Genomic DNA, 19,154 nt, shown 5'->3' with positions numbered 1-19,154 from the left:
TTCCTCTAGCGTGGCACCGTGCATCCCTTCTCACGGACCTGGACGGCGCTGCTCGACGCCGTCGCCGGACTCCCCGACGAGGACTTCGGGCAGCCCTCCGGCTGTACGGGATGGCTCGTCCGGGACCTGGTGTGCCATCTGGTCATCGACGCCCAGGACGTACTGATCACCCTGGTGACCCCGGCCGACGCCCCCGTCACCACCGACGCGCCCGGCTACTGGGAGCTGCTCACCGAGCCTCCGAGCGGCGACGACCCGCTCGACGCGCTGATCCCGAGGCTGGCGGCCGCGTACGGCGAACCGAGGTGGCTCAAGCACCACATCGACGACGTCGGCTCGGCGGCCGTCCGTGCCGGTGGCCTCGCCGACCCGGCCGCCCGCGTCCTCACTCAGGACAAGGTCCTCACCGTCGCCGACTACCTCACGGCGTACGTCCTCGAAGGCACCCTGCACCACCTGGACCTGGTCGCCCATCTGCCCACGGCCCCCGAACCACCGGCCGAGACGCTGGCGGCGGCCCGTACCGCGCTGGAGGCCGTCGCGGGCGCCGCGTTCCCCGCCTCGCTCCCGGACGCCGACGCGCTGCGGATCGGTACGGGCCGCCGTACACCGACGCCCGCGCAGACGGCGGAACTGGGCGACCTGGCGGCCAGGCTCCCGCTCGTCCTGGGCTGACCCGCGCCCTACCCCGCCGCCGTCCAGTCGGCGTTCGCGCCGCAGATGATCAGGCACGGCCGCTTCCCCGGAACCCGGCCGGCCAACCATGCGGCGAATGAGATGGCGGCGGCCGGTTCGACCGCGATCCGGCACTCCTCCCAGAGCAGGTCGCGTGCCCCGAGGATCTCCTCGTCGCTGACCAGCACGGACGTCACCCCATGGGCGGCCAGGACCTCGAAGGCGACCTCGCCGACCCGGCTCGCACCCGTGGCCGACGCGGCCACGGACCCGACGGGGGAGTCCACCGGCTTCCCGGCGGCCAGCGCGTCGTGCAGGCAGCGGCAGTCCTCCGGTTCGGCGGCGACGACCGTGCGCCCGGCGATCGCCAGCGCCGTACCGGCCGCGAGGCCGCCCCCGCCCACGGCCGCGACGACCGTGTCGACGGCGGGCTCGTCGGCCACGATCTCCGCGCCCACCGTGCCCTGGCCCACGATGACCGCCGGATCGTCGTACGGGTGCACGAAGCGGTGACCCGGCCGCGCGGCCACGTCCAGCGCCGCCGACGCCGCCTCGGCGAAGTTCGCGCCGTGCCGGACGAGCCGCGCCCCGGCGGCCTCGATCCGGCGGGCCTTCGCCTCCGGCACCGTCACCGGCACATAGACCGTCGCGGACCTGTCGAGCAGCGACGCCGCCGTCGCCACCGCCAGCCCGTGGTTGCCGCCGGACGCCGCCACGACATGGTCGTCCGGGGCCATGGCGAGCAACGCGTTGAGCGCGCCGCGCAGCTTGAACGAGCCGCTGCGCTGGAGGTACTCCAGTTTCAGCAGCACCCGGCGGCCGTCGACCTCCAGATCGAGCAGCGGCGTACGGCGGGCGTACGGGCGAATTCTGTCGGCGGCCGCCGACACATCCGAGGGAGCGGGAGCAGGTACGGGCACGGGTTCGGGTCCGGGGGAGAGCGCATCGCTGAGGTTCTTCACCCCTCCATGCTTCACACACCCGGCCACCGGCACCAGCGCCGGCGACCGGGAACCGCCGCCCACCGCATCACATCACCCGCCGCGCCGCACACCCTCCGCCCTACAACACACCCGCGTCGCGCGCGGACTCCAGCCACTCCGGGAACTCCTGGAGCAACTGGTCGAACAGCACGTCGTCGTGCACGGCCCCCGGCGTCCGGCCGGCGTGGAAGAAGCCGGCGTTGTCGACGATCCGGCGGGCCGGGACGTCGAGGGTGTCGAGCTTGCGCAGGAACGCGAACTCGTTGTCGTCGGGGTCGCCGAACCCGATGAACTGCCAGAACAGAGGGAGCCGGGCCGCCTTGCACAGGTACTGCTCGGCGGCGCGCCTGCTGGTCGGCCCGCCGTCCGTCTGGAAGACGACCAGCGCGGGGGCCGTACTGCCGGAGGCGAGGTAGTGGTCGATGACCTCGTCCATCGCCCAGTGGTAGTTCGTACGGCCCATGTGGCCGAGGTTCTCGTGCAGCTTGTCGACGTGCCCCCGGTGCCGGCCGAGCACCAGATCGGTGGAGCCGTCCACGTCCGTGGAGAAGAACACCACCGGGACGATCCCGTCGTCGTCGAGGTGCGCCGACAGCGACAGCACCTGTTCGGCCAGGCGCTGCACGGTGCCGTTCCGGTAGTACGGGCGCATCGATCCGCTGCGGTCCAGCACCAGGTAGACGGCGGCCCGCGTCCCCTCCAGCCCGTGGGCCCGTACGCTGCTGCCCGCCGCCTCGTAGTGGGGCACCAGGTCGGGCGCGTACTCGATCACCTTGGACAGGCTGATGGCCGGAGCGGACTCGCGGCTGTTCGTTGCACTCACGTTCCCATCGTGCAGGGGCGCCCTCGGCGGCGTGAACGGTTCGCCCGCACCGGAGCCGGTGGTCATGGGCGGGGGCGCGATTCCCCGGCCCGGCATTGACACAGCTGCTCGGTGAATTCCTGCGCGTGCGAAAAAAGGCATCTGCGCCACTTAACGGTGAACATAGCCACTATGTCCCTTGATTCGCGGCCGAGTTGGGAAGTGTGGCCGTGCTCCTCAAAGAGGCGCACGGCCAACCCAGGGAGAAGACCTTGAAGCGTGTCTCGTTCCGCCGGTCCGTCGGACTGATGGCCGCCGTCGCGGCCCTCGTCGCGGGCCCGGCCCTGTCCGCTCACGCCGTGAACCCCACCGCCCCGAACCAGCAGCAGACCTACGCCGCACAGGCACGGGCCGCCGGTCTCACCGACCAGCAGGCCAGACAGCTCCAGCGGCAGGTGGACGCGATGCTCGCCCAGGAGCCCCGCGCCCGCCAGACCTCGGCGAACGCCCTCGACATCCCCGGCGGAACCGCCACGCTCCCCGTCCCCGGACAGACCGAAACCCGCAACCTGGCCTCCCCGAACGCGGCACTGGCCTGCGCCAACGGGCACCTGTGCATCAGGGACGGCCGCGGCGTCGACTACGACTACTACTACTGCGGCTACTACGACTTCGACGGTGTCGGCGACGGCACCTTCAACAACAACCAGACCTCGGGCACCCGCGCACGCTTCTACAACAGCGACGGCAGCGAACGCTGGTCCCACGTGGCCAAGGGCTCCGGCACCGCCTCCTGGACCCCGGTCTTCCACATCCGCCCCTGCTGAAACCCGCGGCTTCCCCCACCCCTCCCGGTGGTGGGGGAAGCCCCGATCCCGCGCGACAGGGCCGGTCGGGGGAATGTCGAGGATGCAGTGTCGTTTCCGCATCATGCGTACGAGTGACAACGGGCCGGTGGGGGCAGAGCCGCGGGGCAAGATCGGCGCGGCAATCATCCCGTCAGCAGAAAGACTTGGTCATGCGTCTGCGCTCCGGCCTCACCACCGTCCTCGGTGCCGCCCTGCTCGCCATCACCGTCTCCGCCGCACCCGCTTCGGCCGCCACGGGCCAGTTCCGCTACGACTACGTGACCGTCGAGGGCTACGAGGCGTCGGGCTTCCTGAACAACCCCGACGACGACGTGTGCCTCAACCTTCCCGGCGTCGGCGAGGACAACCCCGAGCCGGCCTACTCCCCGAAGAACCGCACCGACGCCTGGGCCACGGTGTTCAGCGAGGCGAACTGCCAGGGCGATGTGTTCCGGCTGCGCCCCTTCACGGGTGGCGCCAGTGAGCGGCTGAAGGTGCGCTCCGTCGTCTTCGGCTGACAGGCGACCCCGGCCGGCTCTCCCGGGAGCCGGCCCCTGCCCCGGCCCGCTGCCCCAAGAGAACGGCATGCCCGATAAAAGAACGGTGGCTGTTCTTATTGCGAAGGCGCTCCGCTAGGGTGCGGATGTGCCCCTACCTCTCGCCTTCCGCCGTCTCGTGGACGACGCCGCCATCTTCCCGCCCGGTCTGGCCCCGCTCCCGCAGGCCGTCGCCGCGCACGCCGAACACCTCGCGTCCGCCCACGCCGGGCTCGTCGGCCCCTTCGTCATCGGCGCGGACCGGCTCGGCGAGCTGACCGGGCTCGCCGGCCCCGACCTGTTCCCCGACGGCATGCGGGTGAGCGTGGTGGCCGGACCCGCCGCGATCCCCGCCGCCCTGGCCACCCTCGCCGCGAGCGACCGCCTCGTTCCCGCCGCGCTGGAGATCAAACCGGACCCCGCGCAGCCCCTGCGCCCCCAGATCGACGGTCTGGCCGCGCTCGACCTGCCCGGCGCGGTGTACATCGAGGCCCCGCGCCCCGGCGCACCCGCGTGGGAACAGGCCCTCGCCTCCGCCGTACGCCACGGCTTCCGGCTGAAGTTCCGTACCGGAGGCACCGAAGCCGCAGCCTTCCCCACCGAGGACGAGGTGGCGGTGTGGATTCGCGACACCGTCGCGGCGGGCATCGCCTTCAAGTGCACGGCCGGGCTCCACCACGCGGTCCGGCACACCGCCCCCGCCACCGGCTTCGAGCACCACGGCTATCTCAACGTGCTCCTTGCCACGGCGCGGGCCTGCGCCGGAGCGCCCCTGCCCGTCGTCCGGGCCGACCTCACCGAGCGCGACCCGGAGGCGCTGGCCCGCGCGGTCTCCGCGCTCCCACCCGCCGAGATCATCGCGGCACGGGCGGCCTTCACCTCGTACGGCTCCTGCAGCGTGCTCGAACCGCTGGAGGACCTGGCGGCCCTGGGCCTCCTCGACCCCACCGCCTGACAGCCGCCCGACCGCCGCAACCCGCTTCCCGTCACCGAAGGGCTCCACACATGCACGCTCACCCCGTCACCTGGGTCGATGCCGCGGCCGGCAGCGGTTACGACGTCGACAACCTCCCGTACGCCGTCTTCTCCACCACCGGCACCACCCCCCGCATCGGCGTCCGGATCGGCGACCACGTCCTCGACCTCGGCGCCGCGGCCACCGCCCTGCGCCCCGACTGGACGCCGATCCTCGACGCCCCCGCGCTCAACCCGCTCATGGCCGCCGGACCGGCGACCTGGGCCGAGGTCCGCGCCTGGGCCACCGAACTGCTCACCGACACCGCGCACCGCGACGACGTGCGGCTCGTGCCGCTGGCCGACGCGACCCTGCACCTGCCCTTCGAGGTCGGCGACTACGTCGACTACTACGCCTCCGTGGACCACGCCACCAACGTCGGCCGGATCTTCCGCCCCGACGGCGACGCGCTGATGCCCAACTGGCGCCACCTGCCGGTCGCGTACCACGGCCGCGCGGGCTCCATCGTCGTCTCCGGCACCCCCGTGCACCGCCCCGCCGGACAGCGCAAGGCCCCCACCGACCCGGCGCCCACCTTCGGCCCGTCGCTGCGCCTGGACATCGAGGCCGAACTCGGCTTCGTCGTCGGCCGCACCGTCCCGCTCGGGCAGCGCGTCAGCACCGCCGAGTTCACCGACACCGTCTTCGGCGTCACCGGCGTCAACGACTGGTCCTCGCGCGACATCCAGGCATGGGAGTACGTCCCGCTGGGCCCCAACCTCGGCAAGTCCTTCGCGACCACCGTCAGCGCCTGGGTCACCCCCCTCGCCGCCCTCGAACACGCCCGCACCGAACTGCCCGGACAGGAGCCCGCCGTCCTGCCCTACCTGCGGGAGCAGGGCCCGTCCGGCTACGACATCGACGTCGAGATCGAGGTCAACGGCACCGTCGTCTCGCGCCCCCCGTACGCCTCCATGTACTGGTCGCCCGCGCAGATGCTCGCCCACCTCACCGTCAACGGCGCCTCGCTGCGTGTCGGCGACTTCTACGCGTCGGGCACCATCTCCGGGCCGGAGAAGGAACAGCGCGGCTCGTTCCTCGAACTGTCCTGGGGCGGCCGGGAGACCTGGAAGGCCGACGGCGAGGAGCGCACCTTCCTCCAGGACGGCGACGAGGTCGTCCTGCGCTACTCGGCACCCGGCGCGCGCGGCCGCATCGGCCTGGGCGAGGTCCGCGGCACGATCCTCCCCACGATCCAGCCGCTGCCGGACGAGACCCCGTGACCCCACCGAACGAACCGGAGGGCGGCGGCTCGCAGACCCTGGAACGCGGACTCGCGATCCTCGTCGAACTGGGCCGCCACCCCGAGGGGCTGAACACCAGCCAGGTGGCGGCGGCGACGGGCTTCCACCGCTCCATCGCGCACCGGCTGCTCGTCTCCCTGCACCGGACCGGGTTCGCCGCACGCGACGACGACGGCCGCTACACGGTGGGCCCGGCCGTGCCCGGCCTCGTCGGCGCGCCGGGCCCCAGCCTGCGTACCGTCGCCGAACCCGTCCTCCAGCGCCTCGCCCGCCGACTGGACGCCACCGCCAGCCTGGTCGAGGCCATCGGCGCCGTCGCCGTCACCACGGTCGTCGCCGAACCCCCCACGGACGGCCCGCTGTTCTGGTACCGCAAGGGCAGCCGCGACCCCCTCGACCATGGTTCCGGCGGCCTGGCCGCCCTGGCCTCCGGCCCCCCGCGCGCCGCCGAACCCGACCGCGTCCAGGCCATCCGCGAGGCCGGCCACGTCATCACCCACGGCGAGGTCAACGCCGGCGCCCACGGCATCGCCGCACCCCTGCCCGGTTGGCCGGTCCGCGCCGCGATCAACGTCGTCACCTCGGACCCGGAACTCGCCGAACGAGCACTCCCGTACGTACGGGAGGCCGCCGAGGCCATCGGCACGCCGGGCGACCACCTCTGAGCCCATGAGCGGCGCGCGGCCTCTCCCCGCCTGGCCCGGTCCCTCAGCGTACGGGCGCCGGGTCCGCCGACGACCGCACCGGGGTGCCGCAGACGCCGACGCCCCCGCAGGGTTCCGCCGCGCGCGGGCCCGCCGGGGCGGCCAGGGGGACGCCGTTGGCGCGCAGGGTCTCCCGTAGGTTCAGGATCAGGGAGAACACCTCGTGGTTGCGGTCCTCGCCCTGTTCGTCCCAGGCCCGCTGCTCCGCCTCGACCGCCATCCGGTCCTGCGCGAAGATGCGCTCGGTGAACCGTCTGATGAGGGGCGCGGCCAGGCTGAGCGCGGCCGGGACGCGAGGCTTCTTGATCATGAGGTGGCCGTAGACGCGGCAGGCTCGCTGGTCGGCGCCCACGGGCACGTACACCGCCCAGAGGCTGAAGACCGGCCGGTCGGCGCCCTCCGGCACCAGGTCGAGGGTCTGGTACGGGTACTCCGTGCGGATCGTCATCACATCGCTGGAGCCGCCCGAGATTCCCTCCGCCGCCAGCACGCTCGCACCGGCGTCGCGCCTGCCCCCGGTGTGGGTGAACAGGTAGCGGGCCTCCACCGACCGGGCGTCGCCGCTGTGGCCGAGGAGTTCGGGACGGAGCCGGCCGACGACGCCCTGGTGCAGGAACTGGTGGTTCATGTCCAGCAGGTTCTCGTGCATGAACGAGTAGTGGCAGCGGACGGTCCGGGCGTACGTCAGCGTCTTGTAGTGCGGCGAACCGTACGCCGGGAGCATCGGCAGCGGTGTCACGTCCGCCTTCTCCGGGTCACCGGGGAACACGAACACCAGGCCGTACGCCTCGCGTACGGGATAGCCGCGCACCCCGCGCGGCGGCCTGCGGTCGTCCTTCGTCAGATACGGGATCTGCGAGATGCGGCCGTCACCGCGGTACGCCCACGCGTGGTACCGGCACCGGAGCACATCACCCTCCACGACGCCCATGCTCAGCGGCACCTGCCGGTGCGCGCACCGGTCCTCCAGCGCGTGGACGGCGCCGTTCCGCCCCCGGTAGAGCGCGATCCGCTCGCCGGCGAACACGGCCGGCACCACCTTCCCGGCCCGCACCTCCCGAGCCCGCGCCACGGGATACCAGTGGTCCGGATGCGCGCCCACGCGCCGCAGGTCCACCGCACCGGAGACCTTCGGGCCCCTCGCGTCCGCGTCGGTCTCCTTCATGGTTCTCCCTCACAGCTGCGTCGGTGGCCTCCCCCATCCTGTCCGCGCCCGTCCCGGCCGCCCTTCCAAGCGCGTCCGGACCGGTGAACGGGGACGGCGACGCCCCGGCCCCACTGGCCCATCCGGGTGCGAACGCACGCTCGTCGCCCTGGACCTCGCCCGGCCCCGCTCAGGCGGTGCCCGTACCCGTACGCGGAGGTGCGGCCCGGCAGGTCAGGTCATGGTCCGGCAGGCGGCCCGTGAGCAGATACGCCGTGGCCGCCTCGTCCGCGCAGGCGTTGCCGTCCGGCGCGTACAGGACGCCGTGCCCCTCGCCACCGGTGACGGTGAGCATCCGGGAGCCGCGCAGGGCCCGGTGCATGGCCCGGCCGGAGGCGAGCGGCGTCTGCGGGTCCCACTCGTTCTGCGTGATCAGGGCGCCGACTCCGTTGTCGACCACGGTCTGCGGTTCGGTGCCCCGCTGCCAGAACGCGCACGGTGCGACGGCCGCCGCGAAGTCGCCGTACAGCGGATACCTGGCCTGGTCGCGGATCGCCTCGCGCCGGTACTGCTCGGGGTCGTGCGACCAGGAGCGGGAATCGGCGCACATGTAGGACCAGGCGGCCGACACATACCCGTCATCGGACGGGCCGGACGCCCCGGACTCCTCGGATTCGCCGGACGTCTCCGACCGGCCGGGCTCCTTCGCCCCGCCGTTCGCGGCCGCCTCCCTCAGCCCCGTGATCCACGCCGCCGCCTCCCGCACATGCACGAACACGCGGCTGTTCGACCGGATGTCGGCACCGCTCAGCGGCTGCCCCTCGAACAGGACCGGCTCACGGTCCGCCTGTGCGACCAGGTCCCAGAAGGCGGCGCGGACGGCGGCCGGGGTGGCGCCCAGCCCGTACTCCCCGTTCCGCCGGGCGGTCCAGCCGGCCCAGCGGGAGAAGGCGTCCTCGGCCGCCTTCGCCATGTCCTGGAACATTCCCCGGTAAACCCGCCCGGGATCGGTCGCGCTGTCCAGCACGAACCGGTCGGCGCGCCGGGGGAACAACTGCGTGTAGACGGCCCCGAGGTACGTCCCGTACGACACCCCCAGATACGAGATCCGCTTCTCGCCCAGCGCGGCACGGATGACGTCCATGTCGCGGGCGCTGTTACGGGTGGTGAGGTGGGCCAGCTCCCGGCCGGCGGCGGCCCGGCACTTGGCGGCGACCGTACGGGCCCACGCCACGTCCTTCGCGAACGTCGCGGCCCTGTACGGATGGTCGGCCTGCTCGCCGGCGGTGAGACCGCAGCTGACGGGGGCGCTGCGCCCCGTGCCCCTCGGGTCGAAGCCGATCAGGTCGTACCGCTGTTTCACCCGCTGGGGAAGTTTCAGCAGAGGATCGACGGGAAGCCCGAGGCCCGGCGCGCCGGGGCCGCCCGGATTGAGCAGCAGTACACCGCGACGCTTCTTCGGGTCGCTCGCCCGGAGCCGGGATATTGCGATGGCGATCTTTTTACCACCGGGCTTCATGTAGTCCAGTGGCACCTTTACCGTCGTGCACCGCAGGGCGCCCGGCTCCTTCAGGCCACCCTCCTCCTTCAGGTCGCACGGCTCCCACCGGAGCTTCTGCTGTGTGTAGACCCGCAGGGCGGCGGGTACGGCGCCGGCCTCCCCGGCCGACGTGACCGGCGCGGGCGGGGCGCAGGCCGCCGTCGCCGTCAGCAGGGTGGCCGCCGTGAGACCGGCGGCCAGGAGGCGGGCTGCGCGCGGGACTCCGTTACGCATGAGGTTCGTCCGTTCCCGTGTCATGTGTCAGTTGCCGTCGAGGTGCAGCCGGACGCACTGCGCGTACTGGTGCAGGCTGTCGGGGCGGTAGCACTCCTGCGTCCGGTTCGCGTACCAGAGCAGGAGGACGACGGCCAGCGCGGACACCAGGACCGCGAGCGACGAGGTCACCACCGCGGCGACGGCCCTGCCCCGGCCGGTCCCGATCCGCCCGGCCGTCGTCAGCGCGGCGATACCCAGGATCAGCCCGGCCACGGCGACGACACCGCCGATGAGCACGGGGGAGGTGAGGAGCCCCGCGATGCCCAGGCCCAGACCGGCCGCAGCAGGCCCGTTACGCCCGTTACGTGCTCCCACCTGGTTCGGAACGGCCCCCACGGGGTTCGGTGTTGTCTTGGTGACGCGGGTGTCCACAGGCCCGTCCTTCTCATTGCTCGACTGGTACGGGGCCCGATCATGGTTCGCGCGGAGCCGGGGGACATCGCGGCGACGCGGGAGAATGCCCTCCCCCGGTCGGGGGAGGGCACCGCAAGACGATCCGGTCATACTGACCGGATCATGTTCACGGGATTCCGGCCGCTGCTGCGCGGCTCCACGTACACGGGTGCGCTCTTCGCCTACTGCGGCGCGTTGGCGAGCCTCCCGCTGCTGCCGTTCGCGGCGCTGCCCGCGCTGGCCCTGCCGTCCATGCCGGAAGGGGCGGCGATCGCGCTCACCCTGCTGCTCTGGTCCGTCCTGATCGGCGTGACCGGACTGGCCCGCACCACACGGCGGGTGCTGGTCGCCTGCGCCCGGCGGATGCTCGCCGCGGAGCTGCCGGACCCGGTGGACCGGGGCCGGTCCACCGGCGCCGACCGTCTGCGCACCCCGCTCTGGCTGCTGGCGCAGGTGGCCCTCGGCTGGGCGGGGGCGCAGCTGAGCCTCCTCCTGCTCGTCATGGGGCTGTGCCTGCCCGGCGGCTGGGCCGGGGCCGAGGCGGGGATCAGCGTGTACGGCCGGTCGGTGCGGCTGGACAGCGGCTGGCAGAGCTGGGCGGCGGCGCTCGGCTGCCTGCTGCTCGCGGCGGCTCTGTGCCCGGCCGTGACGTACACCCTGCGGTGGCTGGCGCCCCGGCTGCTGGGCCCCTCGTCGGCGGAGCGGCTGGTGCTGGCGGCCGAACGCGAACGAGCCCTCGCCGCACGCAACCGGCTCGCCCACGAGCTGCACGACTCGATCGGGCACACGCTGACGGCCGCCACCATTCAGGCGGCGGTCGCGGGCGAGATCCTCGGCGCCGACCCGGTCGCGGCCCGCGCCGCCCTGCGCAGCATCGAGGAGTCGTCCCGGGCCGCCCTGGAGGACCTGGACTACGTCCTGGGCATGCTCCGCGAGGAGCCCGGCACGACGGCCCCGGCCCGCACCCTGACCGACCTCCCCGAACTCCTCGACCGGGCCCGCCACATGGGCGCGACCGTGGAGTCCGAGCTGTCCGGCGACCTCGCACACGTACGCGGGACACTCTCCCGCGCCGCGTACCGCATCCTCCAGGAGGGCCTGACGAACGCGGTGCGCCACGGAGCGGGCGGCCCGGTCCGGGTCACCGTGACCGCCGCGCCGGACGCGCTGGAGCTGACGGTGGTCAACCGCAGCGGTACGGGAACGGCTCCGGGCGCCTTTCCGACGTCCGGGCACGGCCTGCCGGGGCTCACCGAACGGGTGCGCCTGCTGCACGGCGAGATCGAGGCCGGCCCGGACGGCCCGGAGCACTGGCGGCTCGCGGTCCGGCTGCCCGTGCGGGTGCCCGCGTGAGCGGCCCGGACGCGCCCGGCGCGGACATCCCCGTCTCCCTCGTGATCGCGGACGACGACGAGGTCACCCGCAGCGGCCTGCGCACCCTGCTCGGGATGCAGCCGGGGATCACGGTGTCCGGCGAGGCCGCAGACGGCGTCGAGGCGGTCCGGCAGGCCCGGCTGCTGCGGCCGGACGTGGTCCTGATGGACGTACGGATGCCCCGCCTCAACGGCATCGAGGCCACCCGCCGGCTGCTCGCGGAACCGGGTACGGGTGCGCCGCCCAAGGTCGTGGTCATCACCACCTTCGAGAACGACGGCTACGTCACCGCCGCCCTCAGTGCCGGGGCCGCCGGCTTCGTCCTCAAACGGCTCCCCGTGCCCCGGATCGCGGAGGCGGTGCGGGTGGTGGCGGCCGGTGAGGCGGTCCTCTTCCCGGCGGCCCTGCGTCGGATGGTCACGGCCCGCCCGCTCACCTCCGCCGAGGCGCTGCCGCGCGCGGCCCTGACGGTCCGGGAGGAGGAGACGCTGCGGCTGATGGCGACCGGCCTGTCCAATCCGGAGATCGCGGAGCTGTGCCGGGTGAGCCTGGAGACGGTGAAGACGCATGTGGGCCATGTGCTGGCCAAGCTGGGCGCACAGAACCGGACTCACGCGGTGGTGATCGCGTACGAGTCCGGTCTGGTCGTGCCCGGTGTCGGGGACTGAGGGCCCGACGGGCCTGTGCGGGGCTCAGGCGGCGCGGGCCGCCGGGCCGGTCCCGGCGGCCCCCGCCGGGTCCGGTTCCCGCCTGCGCCACAGCGTGCCGTGGAGATCGGCGCCCCGGACGAGCTGGATGCGCCACGGGTCGATCCGCAGCACGTGGTAGCCGGGATCACCGGGGCCGCCCCGCCAGTAGCGGACCGGGTCGTAGCCCACGCCCGGCGGCCCGCCCCGCTGGTACAGCCGCCACGCGTGGAGCTTGGACTCCTCGTCGTCCGCCCACGTCGAGACGCTGTCCACGAAGACCGCGTTCTGCCGGGGGCTCCAGTAGGCGTACGTCGTGTGCGGGTTGTTCGCCAGGTGCGCGCTCTTCACCGGGGTGCGGTACGAGGCGAGCCAGCCGACCGGTACCCCGTCGACGATCTCCCACACGGGCAGCAGCACACGGGCGCGCGGGCGCTGTTCGCGGTCGACGGTGACCATCGTGGCGTACTTGATCTCGCGGACGTAGTCGAGGAAGGTGCCTTCGATCTCGGAGAACTCGCTGACGACTTCGGTCATGGGCCTGTCCTTTCGGTAGTTGCCGGCGTCCTGCCGGGGCGGGTTCAGTGCGATACGGGGGTGGCGGCGGGTTCCGCGGAGCCGGCGGCGTCCAGCGGCGCGGGCGCCGTACCACCGTCGCGGGAGCGCAGTCCGAACGCGCTGACGGCGGCTGCGACGACGGCCGCGGCGAACGGGACGAGCAGCCCGGCCCGGTAGCCGTCGAGCAGGCCCGCGGGCGTGTCCGTACGGGTCGCGGCCACGCTGACCGCGGTGACGGCGGAGAGGCCGATCGCGGCGCCGAACTGGAAGGCGGTGTACAGCAGACCGCCCGCGAGCCCCTGCTCCTCCTCCGCGACGCCCTCCGTCGCCACGATGGTCAGGGGGCCGTACGCCAGCGAGAAGGCGAGCCCGAGGACGATCAGGCTCGGGAACATCGCCGCGTAGCTCCAGTCCGCGCCGACCGGCAGGAACAGCCCGTAGGCGAGCACCGCGAGCAGGAGGCCGCCCAGGATCACCCTGGCGTTGCCGAAGCGGTCGACGAGCCGCGGGGTGAGCGTCGGCGAGAGGATCGCGTCGACGCCGATGACCAGCATCGCGAAACTGGTCTCCAGGGTCGACCAGCCCCGCAGTTCCTGGAGGTACAGCACCACCAGGAACTGGAACCCGAAGAACCCGGCCGCGAACAGCATCGCCGACAGGTTGGCCCGCACCAGCGGCCCGTGGCGCAGGATCGCCAGGCGTACCAGGGGCTCGGCGGACCGCCGCTCGATGAGCACGAACGCCACCAGGAACGCCAGCCCGGCCAGCAGGGTGCCCGCGCTGACGGCGACGCCCGCGTGGGCGGCGCGCTCGACGCCCAGCACGATCAGTACGAGGGCGGCGGTGACGGTGAGGGCGCCGGCCGCGTCCACGCGCTTGCCGGTCCGGTCCGGCCGCTCCGACCTGGGGACGAACACGAGGGCCGCGACGAGGATGAGGAGGGAGAGGACGACCGGGGCGAAGAACACCCACCGCCAGCCGACGGCGGTCAGCAGCCCGCCGGCCACCAGACCGACCGTGAACCCGCCCGCCGCGGTGCCGGAGTAGATGAGGAGCGCCCTGTTGCGCTCGGGGCCCTCGGCGAAACCGGTGGTGATGATGGACAGGCCCGCCGGCGTCATGAAGGCCGCGGCGACGCCCGTGACGAACCGGGCGAGGATCAGCGTCCACCCGTCGTTCGCGAGGCCGCCGAGCCCGGAGAACAGCAGGAAGACGGTGAGCCAGAAGACGAACATCTGACGGCGTCCGAAGAGGTCGGCGGCCCGTCCGCCGAGAAGCATGAAGCCGCCGTAGCCGAGGACGTAGGCGCTCATGACCCACTGCAGCTCGCCGGTGGACAGACCCAGATCGGTACGGATCGAGGGCAGGGCCACGTTCAGCATGGCCACGTCGATGCCTTCGAGGAAGATCGCGCCGCACAGGACGAGCAGGATGCCCCACTTGCGCGCGCTCAGTCCGCCGGTGGCATTCAAGGCACTCATGACGAGGAACTCCTTCCGGAGCAAGGGGTGTTGTCGGTGCCTTCAGCTTTCGCCACCGCGGGCGCGGGAACAACAGCGATCATCGCAACGTTCGTTCAGCTGGGCTTACCGATCAGCGCATACGGGGGAGACGGCTGTGGATCAGAGCGAACTGGAATGCTTTCTCGTGCTCGCGGAAGAGCTGCACTTCGGGCGCACCGCCACCCGGCTGCACCTCTCCCGCGCACGCGTGAGCCAGCTCGTGCAGAAGCTGGAGCGGCGCGTCGGGGCGCCGCTGTTCACCCGTACGAGCAGGAGCGTGGCCCTCACCGGACTGGGCCGGCGCCTGCGCGACGACCTCGAACCGCACTACCGGGGCATCGAGGAGGCCCTCGCCCGCGCCACCGCGACGGCACGCGGCATCGAGGGTGTCCTCCACGTCGGCTTCAACACACCGCTGGCCGGCGAGATGGTGATGAAGGCGACCGAGCGGCTGCGCATCAGCCATCCGGAACTCGCCGTCGAGGTCTGCGAGGTGCCGCTCTCCGACCCGTACGGCATGCTGCGCGCGGGCGAGTTCGACGTCCAGCTGACCGACTTCCCCGTGCACGAGGACGACCTGACCCGCGGCCCCACGCTCCTCACCGAGGACCGGGTCCTCGCCGTCGCCGCCGCCCATCCGCTGGCCGCGCGAGCCGCGGTGACGCTGGAGGACCTGGCCGGACTGCCCCTGCTGACCGTCGCGGGCGACATCCCGGAGTACTGGCTGGAGCACCGCCTGCCGATCCGCACCCCCAGCGGCGCGCCCATCGGCCAGGGCCCGTCCGTCACCAACCTCCAGGAAGCCCTGACCCTGGTCGCCGCCGGCAAGGGCGCCCTCCTGGCCGGCGCCCACATCGCCCTCTACCACGGCCGCCCCGGTGTCACCTACATCCCGGTGGAGGGCGACACCCCGCTCGGCTACGGCCTGATGTGGCGCTCGGACGGCGGCACCCGGGCGATAGAACTCTTCGCCCGCATGATCCACGAGGCGACCCGCACGATGTAGTGCGCGGTTTTCGGGCGGCGCCCGGTCCGCCTTGACCTCAACTGCGCTTGAGCTTCTACGTTGATCATATTCCGTTGATCACGAGGAGAGGCAGAGGGACATGGCCGTGACGCTCAAGGAGTACACGCGGGAGGAACTGGCCGCTCAGCCCATCGGGGCGTGGACCGGGACGGCCTGCCGGCTGGTGGTCGGGGCGATTCGCGAGCAGTTGGCGGTGGAGGACCTCACCCAGCCGCACTGGTGGACGCTGAACCACGTGGCCGGCGGGCCGGGCACCTGGACCCGTGCGGCGCTGACCGCGCGGCTGGCCAAGTGGGACGACCTGGGGATCGACTTCGAGGAGGTCTTCGACGACCTGGTCGCCCGTGGCTGGGTGACGGAGGAGGCGGGGCTGCTGACCCTGACCGCAGAAGGGGAGGCCGGCCGCGTACGGGCTCGGGAGCGCAATCTGCGCGTCCACCAGCAGGTGCACGAGGGCGTGGACACCGCCGACTTCGTGACCACGATCAACGTCCTGCGCCGCATGGTCGCCAACCTCGGCGGCGACGGCGACCTGCCCGTCTGACGGCAGCCGGCCACGCCGTCAACCCCGACGATCGTCAGGGGCCGGCGTGGCCGTTCGGCCCGGGTTCCCGGCCGCCCCCGCTCCTAAGGGCTGTCCCGTAATCCCCGGCGGGCGCACGACGACAGCTACGGCACCTCGCTGCGTTGTCGGAACGTCCGAATACGTCCAGTATGCGAACGCCCCTCCGCCTTGCGATGCACCGCATCTGACGCCGCGCGCTGATCCACCGGGGATTACGGGACAGCCCTTAGTGGTCGGCTCCGTAAGTCCTTCGGGGGTTGACTTCGGATCCGGCGTTGTGCCTGGTAGTGGGTCAGATGTCGACTGCAGCGATGTGGAGCTCGCAGGCGCAGTCGAGCGCCTCCGCGGGGGTGCCGGTGGGGCTGCCGGTGGGCAGCAGGGAGTCTTCGTAGCGGTCGCCACTGGCGTAGTAGGGGGCGAAGCCCCACCTCTTGCTGACGGTGCCGGTGTAGCGCAGTCGCATCAGCTTGACCCGTTCGCCGTCGGCCAGTTCGGCCTCCACGTAGGCGAACGCTCCGCGGTGTCGGACATGCAACTGCGCAATCTGGGGCCAGACGGCGCGGGCCTGCTCGCCGAGGCGGGCTTCCAGCGAGAGGCGGGTGTGTTCCGAGGGCGTGGGCATGGCGCCCATCCTGCCCGAGGGGCCACGGACCGGATACGGCAAGCTTCGGCCTGTTGTGATCCACTTCTCCGGATTGGCCCGCCTGCATTGCCTGTTGCCGTCGCCCGCACGATCACCCTGCGCGCCGCCGAGCGCGAGCGACTGAAGCTGATGGCCTACGGCCACAAGACCGAGTACCGGCTGCGGATGCGCGCGCAGGTGGTGCTGCACGCGGCGCGCGGACGCGCCAACGCGCGCATCGCCCGGGAGACGGGTCTGCATCTGGACACGGTCCGCCGCTGGCGCGGCCGGTTCGCCGAGCACGGGCTCGCCGGGCTGGGCGACCTCGACCGGTCGGGCAGGCCCCCCTCGTTCACCGCGCTCCAGGCCGCCCAGGTCAAGGCTCTGGCCTGCCGGCTGCCCGCCGAGACAGGGGTGCCGCTGGCGCGTTGGTCGTGCCCGGAGCTTGCCCGCGAAGTCGTCGCCCGGTCCATCGCCAGCTCGATCTCCGCCTCCACTGTCCGTCGCTGGCTGGGCGACGACGCGATCAAACCGTGGCAGTACCAATCCTGGATCTTCGTCACCGACCCGGACTTCCGCCCGAAGGCCGAGCGTGTACTGGACCTGTATGCCCGTACCTGGCGGGGCGTCCCGCTCGGCGACGACGAGTACGTCATCAGCGCGGACGAGAAGACCTCCATCCAGGCCCGCTGCCGCTGTCATCCGACCCTGCCGCCCGGCCGGGCCCGCGCGATGCGCGTGAACCACACCTACCGGCGCGGCGGCGCCCTGGCCTACCTGGCCGCCTACGACGTCCACTCCGCGAAAGTGTCCGGCCGCTGCGAGCCGACCACCGGCATCACCCCGTTCATGAACCTGGTCACCCAGGTCATGACCCGCGAGCCCTACGCCAGCGCGAAACGCGTGTTCTGGATCGTCGACAACGGCTCCTCCCACCGCGGCAAGAAGGCCGCCGACCGACTGTCGGACGCGTTCCCGAACGCGGTCCTGGTCCACACCCCGGTGCACGCCTCCTGGCTGAACCAAGTGGAAATCTACTTCTCCGTCGTCCAGCGCAAGGTCGTCTCGCCCAACGACTTCACCGACCTCACCCAGGTCACAGACCGGCTCCGAGAATTCGAAGACCGCTACAACGCCACGGCACAGCCGTTCCAGTGGAAGTTCACCACCTCCGACCTGGACGATCTGCTGGCCAGACTCGACCAGCACCCCGCCGGCCGACACGAAGAATCCTCCGCCGCCCCGGCACCATGATCAACCCCCGAAGGACTTACGGAGCCGACCACTTAGGTTCGGGCCTCATGGAAAGAGAACCGCGAAAGAAGCCCCGGCCCGGCCGGCCGCTCGGCGCACTGGCCGTCCTGGGCGCGGGAACGGGGACCGTCGCCCTGCTGTCCCCCGGCGGGCTCGGCGAGGCCGGCCCCGTCGAGGTCACCGGCGGCGCCTCGGCCTCCGCGTACCGCTCACTGACCGGCACCGTGGCGGACGCACCGGACTGGCTGGGGCCCTGCCTGGAGGTGGCGACCGAAGGCACGCTCGTGGCCCTCGGCCTGCTGCTGGTGTGGCTGTGCTGGACGGCGTTCCGCCGCGGCGACGCCCGTGCCGCCGGGGGCGCCGTCCTCACCGGGCTCGGCACCGTCGCCGCCTACGCGATCAGCGAGGCGGTGAAGCTCGTCGTCGACGAGGAGCGCCCGTGCCGTGCGCTGGGGGTGGCCGTCGAGTCCGTCGTCGAATGCCCCGCGGTGGGGGACTGGTCGTTCCCGAGCAACCACGCCACACTGGCCGCCGCCCTGGCCGTCGGGCTCGCCCTGGCACGTCCCCGCCTTGCCGCGCTCACCCTGTCGCTGGCGGGGGCCGCCGCGCTGCTGCGGGTGCTCGTGGGGGTGCACTACCCGCACGACGTGCTCGCCGGAGCGGTGCTCGGCGGCACGGTCGCGGCGGCGCTCCTCGCGCTCCTGCCCCTTGCTCAGTCGGCGGTCTCACGGCTGGGGCGGTTCGGGCGGTACGACCCCGGCCTCGTGGGCCACGACCGCAGCGGCGGCCCGGTTGTCGACGCCCAGCCGCGCCAGGATCGAGCTCACATGGGCCTTGACCGTGCCCTCCACCACGCACAGCCGCCGGGCGATCTGCCCGTTGGACAGCCCGCCGCCGAGGAAGGCCAGCACCTCCCGCTCCCGGCCGGTGAGGGCGGCCACCCGGTCACGGGCGGCGGTGCGCCGGCCGGCCAGGGCGCCCGCGCCCGTCGCGGCGAGGTGCGCGACGACCCGCGCCGCGACCTTCGGTGACAGATACGCGGCGCCCTCGGCCACCGCGCGTACCCCGGTGATCAGTTCCTCGGGCTCGCCCGACTTGATGAGGAAGCCGGCCGCCCCGCCGCCGAGCGCCCGGAGGATGTAGTCGTCCTCGCCGAAGGTCGTCAGCACGACGACCCCGGTGGACGGCACGGTGGCACGGATCTCGGCGGCCGCGCCGATGCCGTCGAGGCCCGGCATACGGATGTCGAGCACCGCCACCGAGGGCCGGTGACGCCGCACCAGTTCCACCGCCTCGTGCCCGTCCCCGGCTTCGGCGACGACCTCGATGTCCGGGGCGGTGGCAAGCACGGCGCGCACCCCGGCCCGGATCATCGGCTCGTCGTCGGCGATCAGGACCCGGATCAT

The 19,154-nt window shown here is 72.7% G+C and carries 20 protein-coding genes and 1 pseudogene; 12 read left to right on the top strand and 9 right to left on the bottom strand.

Annotation, left to right across the window (positions count from 1 at the left end; all coding sequences use genetic code 11):
• Nucleotides 1-18 precede the first annotated feature (18 nt).
• The gene (locus tag DNK56_RS33375; protein ID WP_111339803.1) at nt 19-675 is read left to right on the top strand and encodes a maleylpyruvate isomerase N-terminal domain-containing protein; all 657 of its coding nucleotides are present in this window, start codon (nt 19-21) and stop codon (nt 673-675) included.
• 8 nt (nt 676-683) lie between these two features.
• Here the strand turns inward: DNK56_RS33375 and DNK56_RS33370 are convergent, their stop codons facing one another.
• Nucleotides 684-1,637 (bottom strand): serine/threonine dehydratase, encoded by a 954-nt coding sequence (locus DNK56_RS33370; RefSeq protein ID WP_241990220.1) that lies wholly within the window; start codon nt 1,635-1,637, stop codon nt 684-686.
• Nucleotides 1,638-1,737: 100 nt separating this feature from the next.
• Nucleotides 1,738-2,481, bottom strand: a complete 744-nt coding sequence (locus DNK56_RS33365) for a vWA domain-containing protein (RefSeq protein ID WP_111339940.1) — start codon at nt 2,479-2,481, stop codon at nt 1,738-1,740.
• Nucleotides 2,482-2,732: 251 nt separating this feature from the next.
• Between DNK56_RS33365 and DNK56_RS33360 the strand changes: the two genes are divergently transcribed.
• From DNK56_RS33360 to DNK56_RS33340, 5 genes are all read left to right on the top strand, one after another.
• Entirely contained in the window at nt 2,733-3,287 is a 555-nt protein-coding gene (locus DNK56_RS33360; RefSeq protein WP_241990219.1) for a hypothetical protein, read from the top strand.
• Nucleotides 3,288-3,478: 191 nt separating this feature from the next.
• Nucleotides 3,479-3,826, top strand: a complete 348-nt coding sequence (locus tag DNK56_RS33355; protein ID WP_111339802.1) for a hypothetical protein — start codon at nt 3,479-3,481, stop codon at nt 3,824-3,826.
• 127 nt (nt 3,827-3,953) lie between these two features.
• Nucleotides 3,954-4,799 carry a hypothetical protein gene (locus tag DNK56_RS33350; RefSeq protein ID WP_111339801.1) on the top strand — a complete coding sequence of 282 codons (846 nt, stop codon included), beginning with the start codon at nt 3,954-3,956 and terminating at the stop codon, nt 4,797-4,799.
• 50 nt (nt 4,800-4,849) lie between these two features.
• A complete protein-coding gene (fahA, locus tag DNK56_RS33345; protein WP_111339800.1) occupies nt 4,850-6,082 on the top strand; it encodes a fumarylacetoacetase in 1,233 nt (410 codons plus the stop codon).
• The gene (locus DNK56_RS33340; RefSeq protein WP_111339799.1) at nt 6,079-6,768 is read left to right on the top strand and encodes an IclR family transcriptional regulator; all 690 of its coding nucleotides are present in this window, start codon (nt 6,079-6,081) and stop codon (nt 6,766-6,768) included. The genes fahA and DNK56_RS33340 overlap by 4 nt, the downstream gene beginning before the upstream one ends.
• A gap of 43 nt (nt 6,769-6,811) precedes the next feature.
• Here the strand turns inward: DNK56_RS33340 and DNK56_RS33335 are convergent, their stop codons facing one another.
• The 3 genes from DNK56_RS33335 to DNK56_RS33325 form a co-directional block, all read right to left on the bottom strand.
• Nucleotides 6,812-7,972 (bottom strand): aromatic ring-hydroxylating oxygenase subunit alpha, encoded by a 1,161-nt coding sequence (locus DNK56_RS33335; protein WP_111339798.1) that lies wholly within the window; start codon nt 7,970-7,972, stop codon nt 6,812-6,814.
• A 169-nt stretch (nt 7,973-8,141) separates the two neighbouring features.
• Entirely contained in the window at nt 8,142-9,725 is a 1,584-nt protein-coding gene (locus DNK56_RS33330) for an alpha/beta hydrolase (RefSeq protein WP_111339797.1), read from the bottom strand.
• Nucleotides 9,726-9,752: 27 nt separating this feature from the next.
• On the bottom strand, nt 9,753-10,139 hold the full coding sequence (locus DNK56_RS33325) for a DUF4190 domain-containing protein (RefSeq protein ID WP_241990218.1): 387 nt from the start codon (nt 10,137-10,139) through the stop codon (nt 9,753-9,755).
• A 144-nt stretch (nt 10,140-10,283) separates the two neighbouring features.
• Here DNK56_RS33325 and DNK56_RS33320 point away from each other — a divergent pair, with 144 nt between their 5' ends.
• Together DNK56_RS33320 and DNK56_RS33315 are read left to right on the top strand one after the other, a co-directional pair.
• Nucleotides 10,284-11,513 (top strand): sensor histidine kinase, encoded by a 1,230-nt coding sequence (locus DNK56_RS33320; protein ID WP_111339796.1) that lies wholly within the window; start codon nt 10,284-10,286, stop codon nt 11,511-11,513.
• Complete coding sequence (locus DNK56_RS33315) at nt 11,510-12,202, top strand: response regulator transcription factor (protein ID WP_111339795.1); 693 nt, start codon at nt 11,510-11,512, stop codon at nt 12,200-12,202. The genes DNK56_RS33320 and DNK56_RS33315 overlap by 4 nt, the downstream gene beginning before the upstream one ends.
• 24 nt (nt 12,203-12,226) lie before the next feature.
• Here the strand turns inward: DNK56_RS33315 and DNK56_RS33310 are convergent, their stop codons facing one another.
• Both DNK56_RS33310 and DNK56_RS33305 read right to left on the bottom strand, forming a co-directional pair.
• A complete protein-coding gene (locus DNK56_RS33310) occupies nt 12,227-12,757 on the bottom strand; it encodes a pyridoxamine 5'-phosphate oxidase family protein (protein ID WP_111339794.1) in 531 nt (176 codons plus the stop codon).
• A gap of 44 nt (nt 12,758-12,801) precedes the next feature.
• Nucleotides 12,802-14,259 (bottom strand): MFS transporter, encoded by a 1,458-nt coding sequence (locus tag DNK56_RS33305; protein WP_111339793.1) that lies wholly within the window; start codon nt 14,257-14,259, stop codon nt 12,802-12,804.
• A gap of 136 nt (nt 14,260-14,395) precedes the next feature.
• Between DNK56_RS33305 and DNK56_RS33300 the strand changes: the two genes are divergently transcribed.
• Nucleotides 14,396-15,286 (top strand): LysR family transcriptional regulator, encoded by an 891-nt coding sequence (locus DNK56_RS33300; RefSeq protein ID WP_111339792.1) that lies wholly within the window; start codon nt 14,396-14,398, stop codon nt 15,284-15,286.
• 100 nt (nt 15,287-15,386) lie between these two features.
• Entirely contained in the window at nt 15,387-15,851 is a 465-nt protein-coding gene (locus DNK56_RS33295; protein WP_111339791.1) for a MarR family winged helix-turn-helix transcriptional regulator, read from the top strand.
• Nucleotides 15,852-16,164: 313 nt separating this feature from the next.
• Here DNK56_RS33295 and DNK56_RS33290 read toward each other — a convergent pair whose 3' ends face one another.
• The gene (locus DNK56_RS33290; protein WP_111330414.1) at nt 16,165-16,494 is read right to left on the bottom strand and encodes a hypothetical protein; all 330 of its coding nucleotides are present in this window, start codon (nt 16,492-16,494) and stop codon (nt 16,165-16,167) included.
• An 87-nt stretch (nt 16,495-16,581) separates the two neighbouring features.
• On the opposite strand from DNK56_RS33290, the gene DNK56_RS33285 reads away from it, so the two are divergent.
• Nucleotides 16,582-17,748 (top strand): IS630 family transposase, encoded by a 1,167-nt coding sequence (locus tag DNK56_RS33285; RefSeq protein ID WP_241989748.1) that lies wholly within the window; start codon nt 16,582-16,584, stop codon nt 17,746-17,748.
• Nucleotides 17,745-18,389: pseudogene (locus tag DNK56_RS33280) on the top strand (phosphatase PAP2 family protein); the annotation flags it as partial. The gene DNK56_RS33285 and the pseudogene DNK56_RS33280, both read left to right, overlap by 4 nt.
• An 84-nt stretch (nt 18,390-18,473) precedes the next feature.
• Here the strand turns inward: DNK56_RS33280 and DNK56_RS33275 are convergent.
• Nucleotides 18,474-19,154, bottom strand: a complete 681-nt coding sequence (locus DNK56_RS33275) for a response regulator (protein ID WP_111339790.1) — start codon at nt 19,152-19,154, stop codon at nt 18,474-18,476.

The organism is Streptomyces sp. AC1-42W, assembly GCF_003248355.1.
GTDB lineage: Bacteria > Actinomycetota > Actinomycetes > Streptomycetales > Streptomycetaceae > Streptomyces.
The sequence above is the reverse complement of the archived record's forward strand: the minus strand, read 5'-3'. Positions and strand labels throughout refer to the sequence as shown.

What these genes read in the sequence shown, in the direction of transcription:
- DNK56_RS33355 (WP_111339802.1), top strand. Translation starts at nt 3,479, where the DNA reads ATGCGTCTGCGCTCCGGCCTCACCACCGTCCTCGGTGCCGCCCTGCTC.
- fahA (WP_111339800.1), top strand. Translation starts at nt 4,850, where the DNA reads ATGCACGCTCACCCCGTCACCTGGGTCGATGCCGCGGCCGGCAGCGGT.
- DNK56_RS33335 (WP_111339798.1), bottom strand. Translation starts at nt 7,972, where the DNA reads ATGAAGGAGACCGACGCGGACGCGAGGGGCCCGAAGGTCTCCGGTGCG.
- DNK56_RS33330 (WP_111339797.1), bottom strand. Translation starts at nt 9,725, where the DNA reads ATGCGTAACGGAGTCCCGCGCGCAGCCCGCCTCCTGGCCGCCGGTCTC.
- DNK56_RS33320 (WP_111339796.1), top strand. Translation starts at nt 10,284, where the DNA reads ATGTTCACGGGATTCCGGCCGCTGCTGCGCGGCTCCACGTACACGGGT.
- DNK56_RS33310 (WP_111339794.1), bottom strand. Translation starts at nt 12,757, where the DNA reads ATGACCGAAGTCGTCAGCGAGTTCTCCGAGATCGAAGGCACCTTCCTC.
- DNK56_RS33305 (WP_111339793.1), bottom strand. Translation starts at nt 14,259, where the DNA reads ATGAGTGCCTTGAATGCCACCGGCGGACTGAGCGCGCGCAAGTGGGGC.
- DNK56_RS33295 (WP_111339791.1), top strand. Translation starts at nt 15,387, where the DNA reads ATGGCCGTGACGCTCAAGGAGTACACGCGGGAGGAACTGGCCGCTCAG.
- DNK56_RS33290 (WP_111330414.1), bottom strand. Translation starts at nt 16,494, where the DNA reads ATGCCCACGCCCTCGGAACACACCCGCCTCTCGCTGGAAGCCCGCCTC.
- DNK56_RS33275 (WP_111339790.1), bottom strand. Translation starts at nt 19,154, where the DNA reads ATGATCCGGGTCCTGATCGCCGACGACGAGCCGATGATCCGGGCCGGG.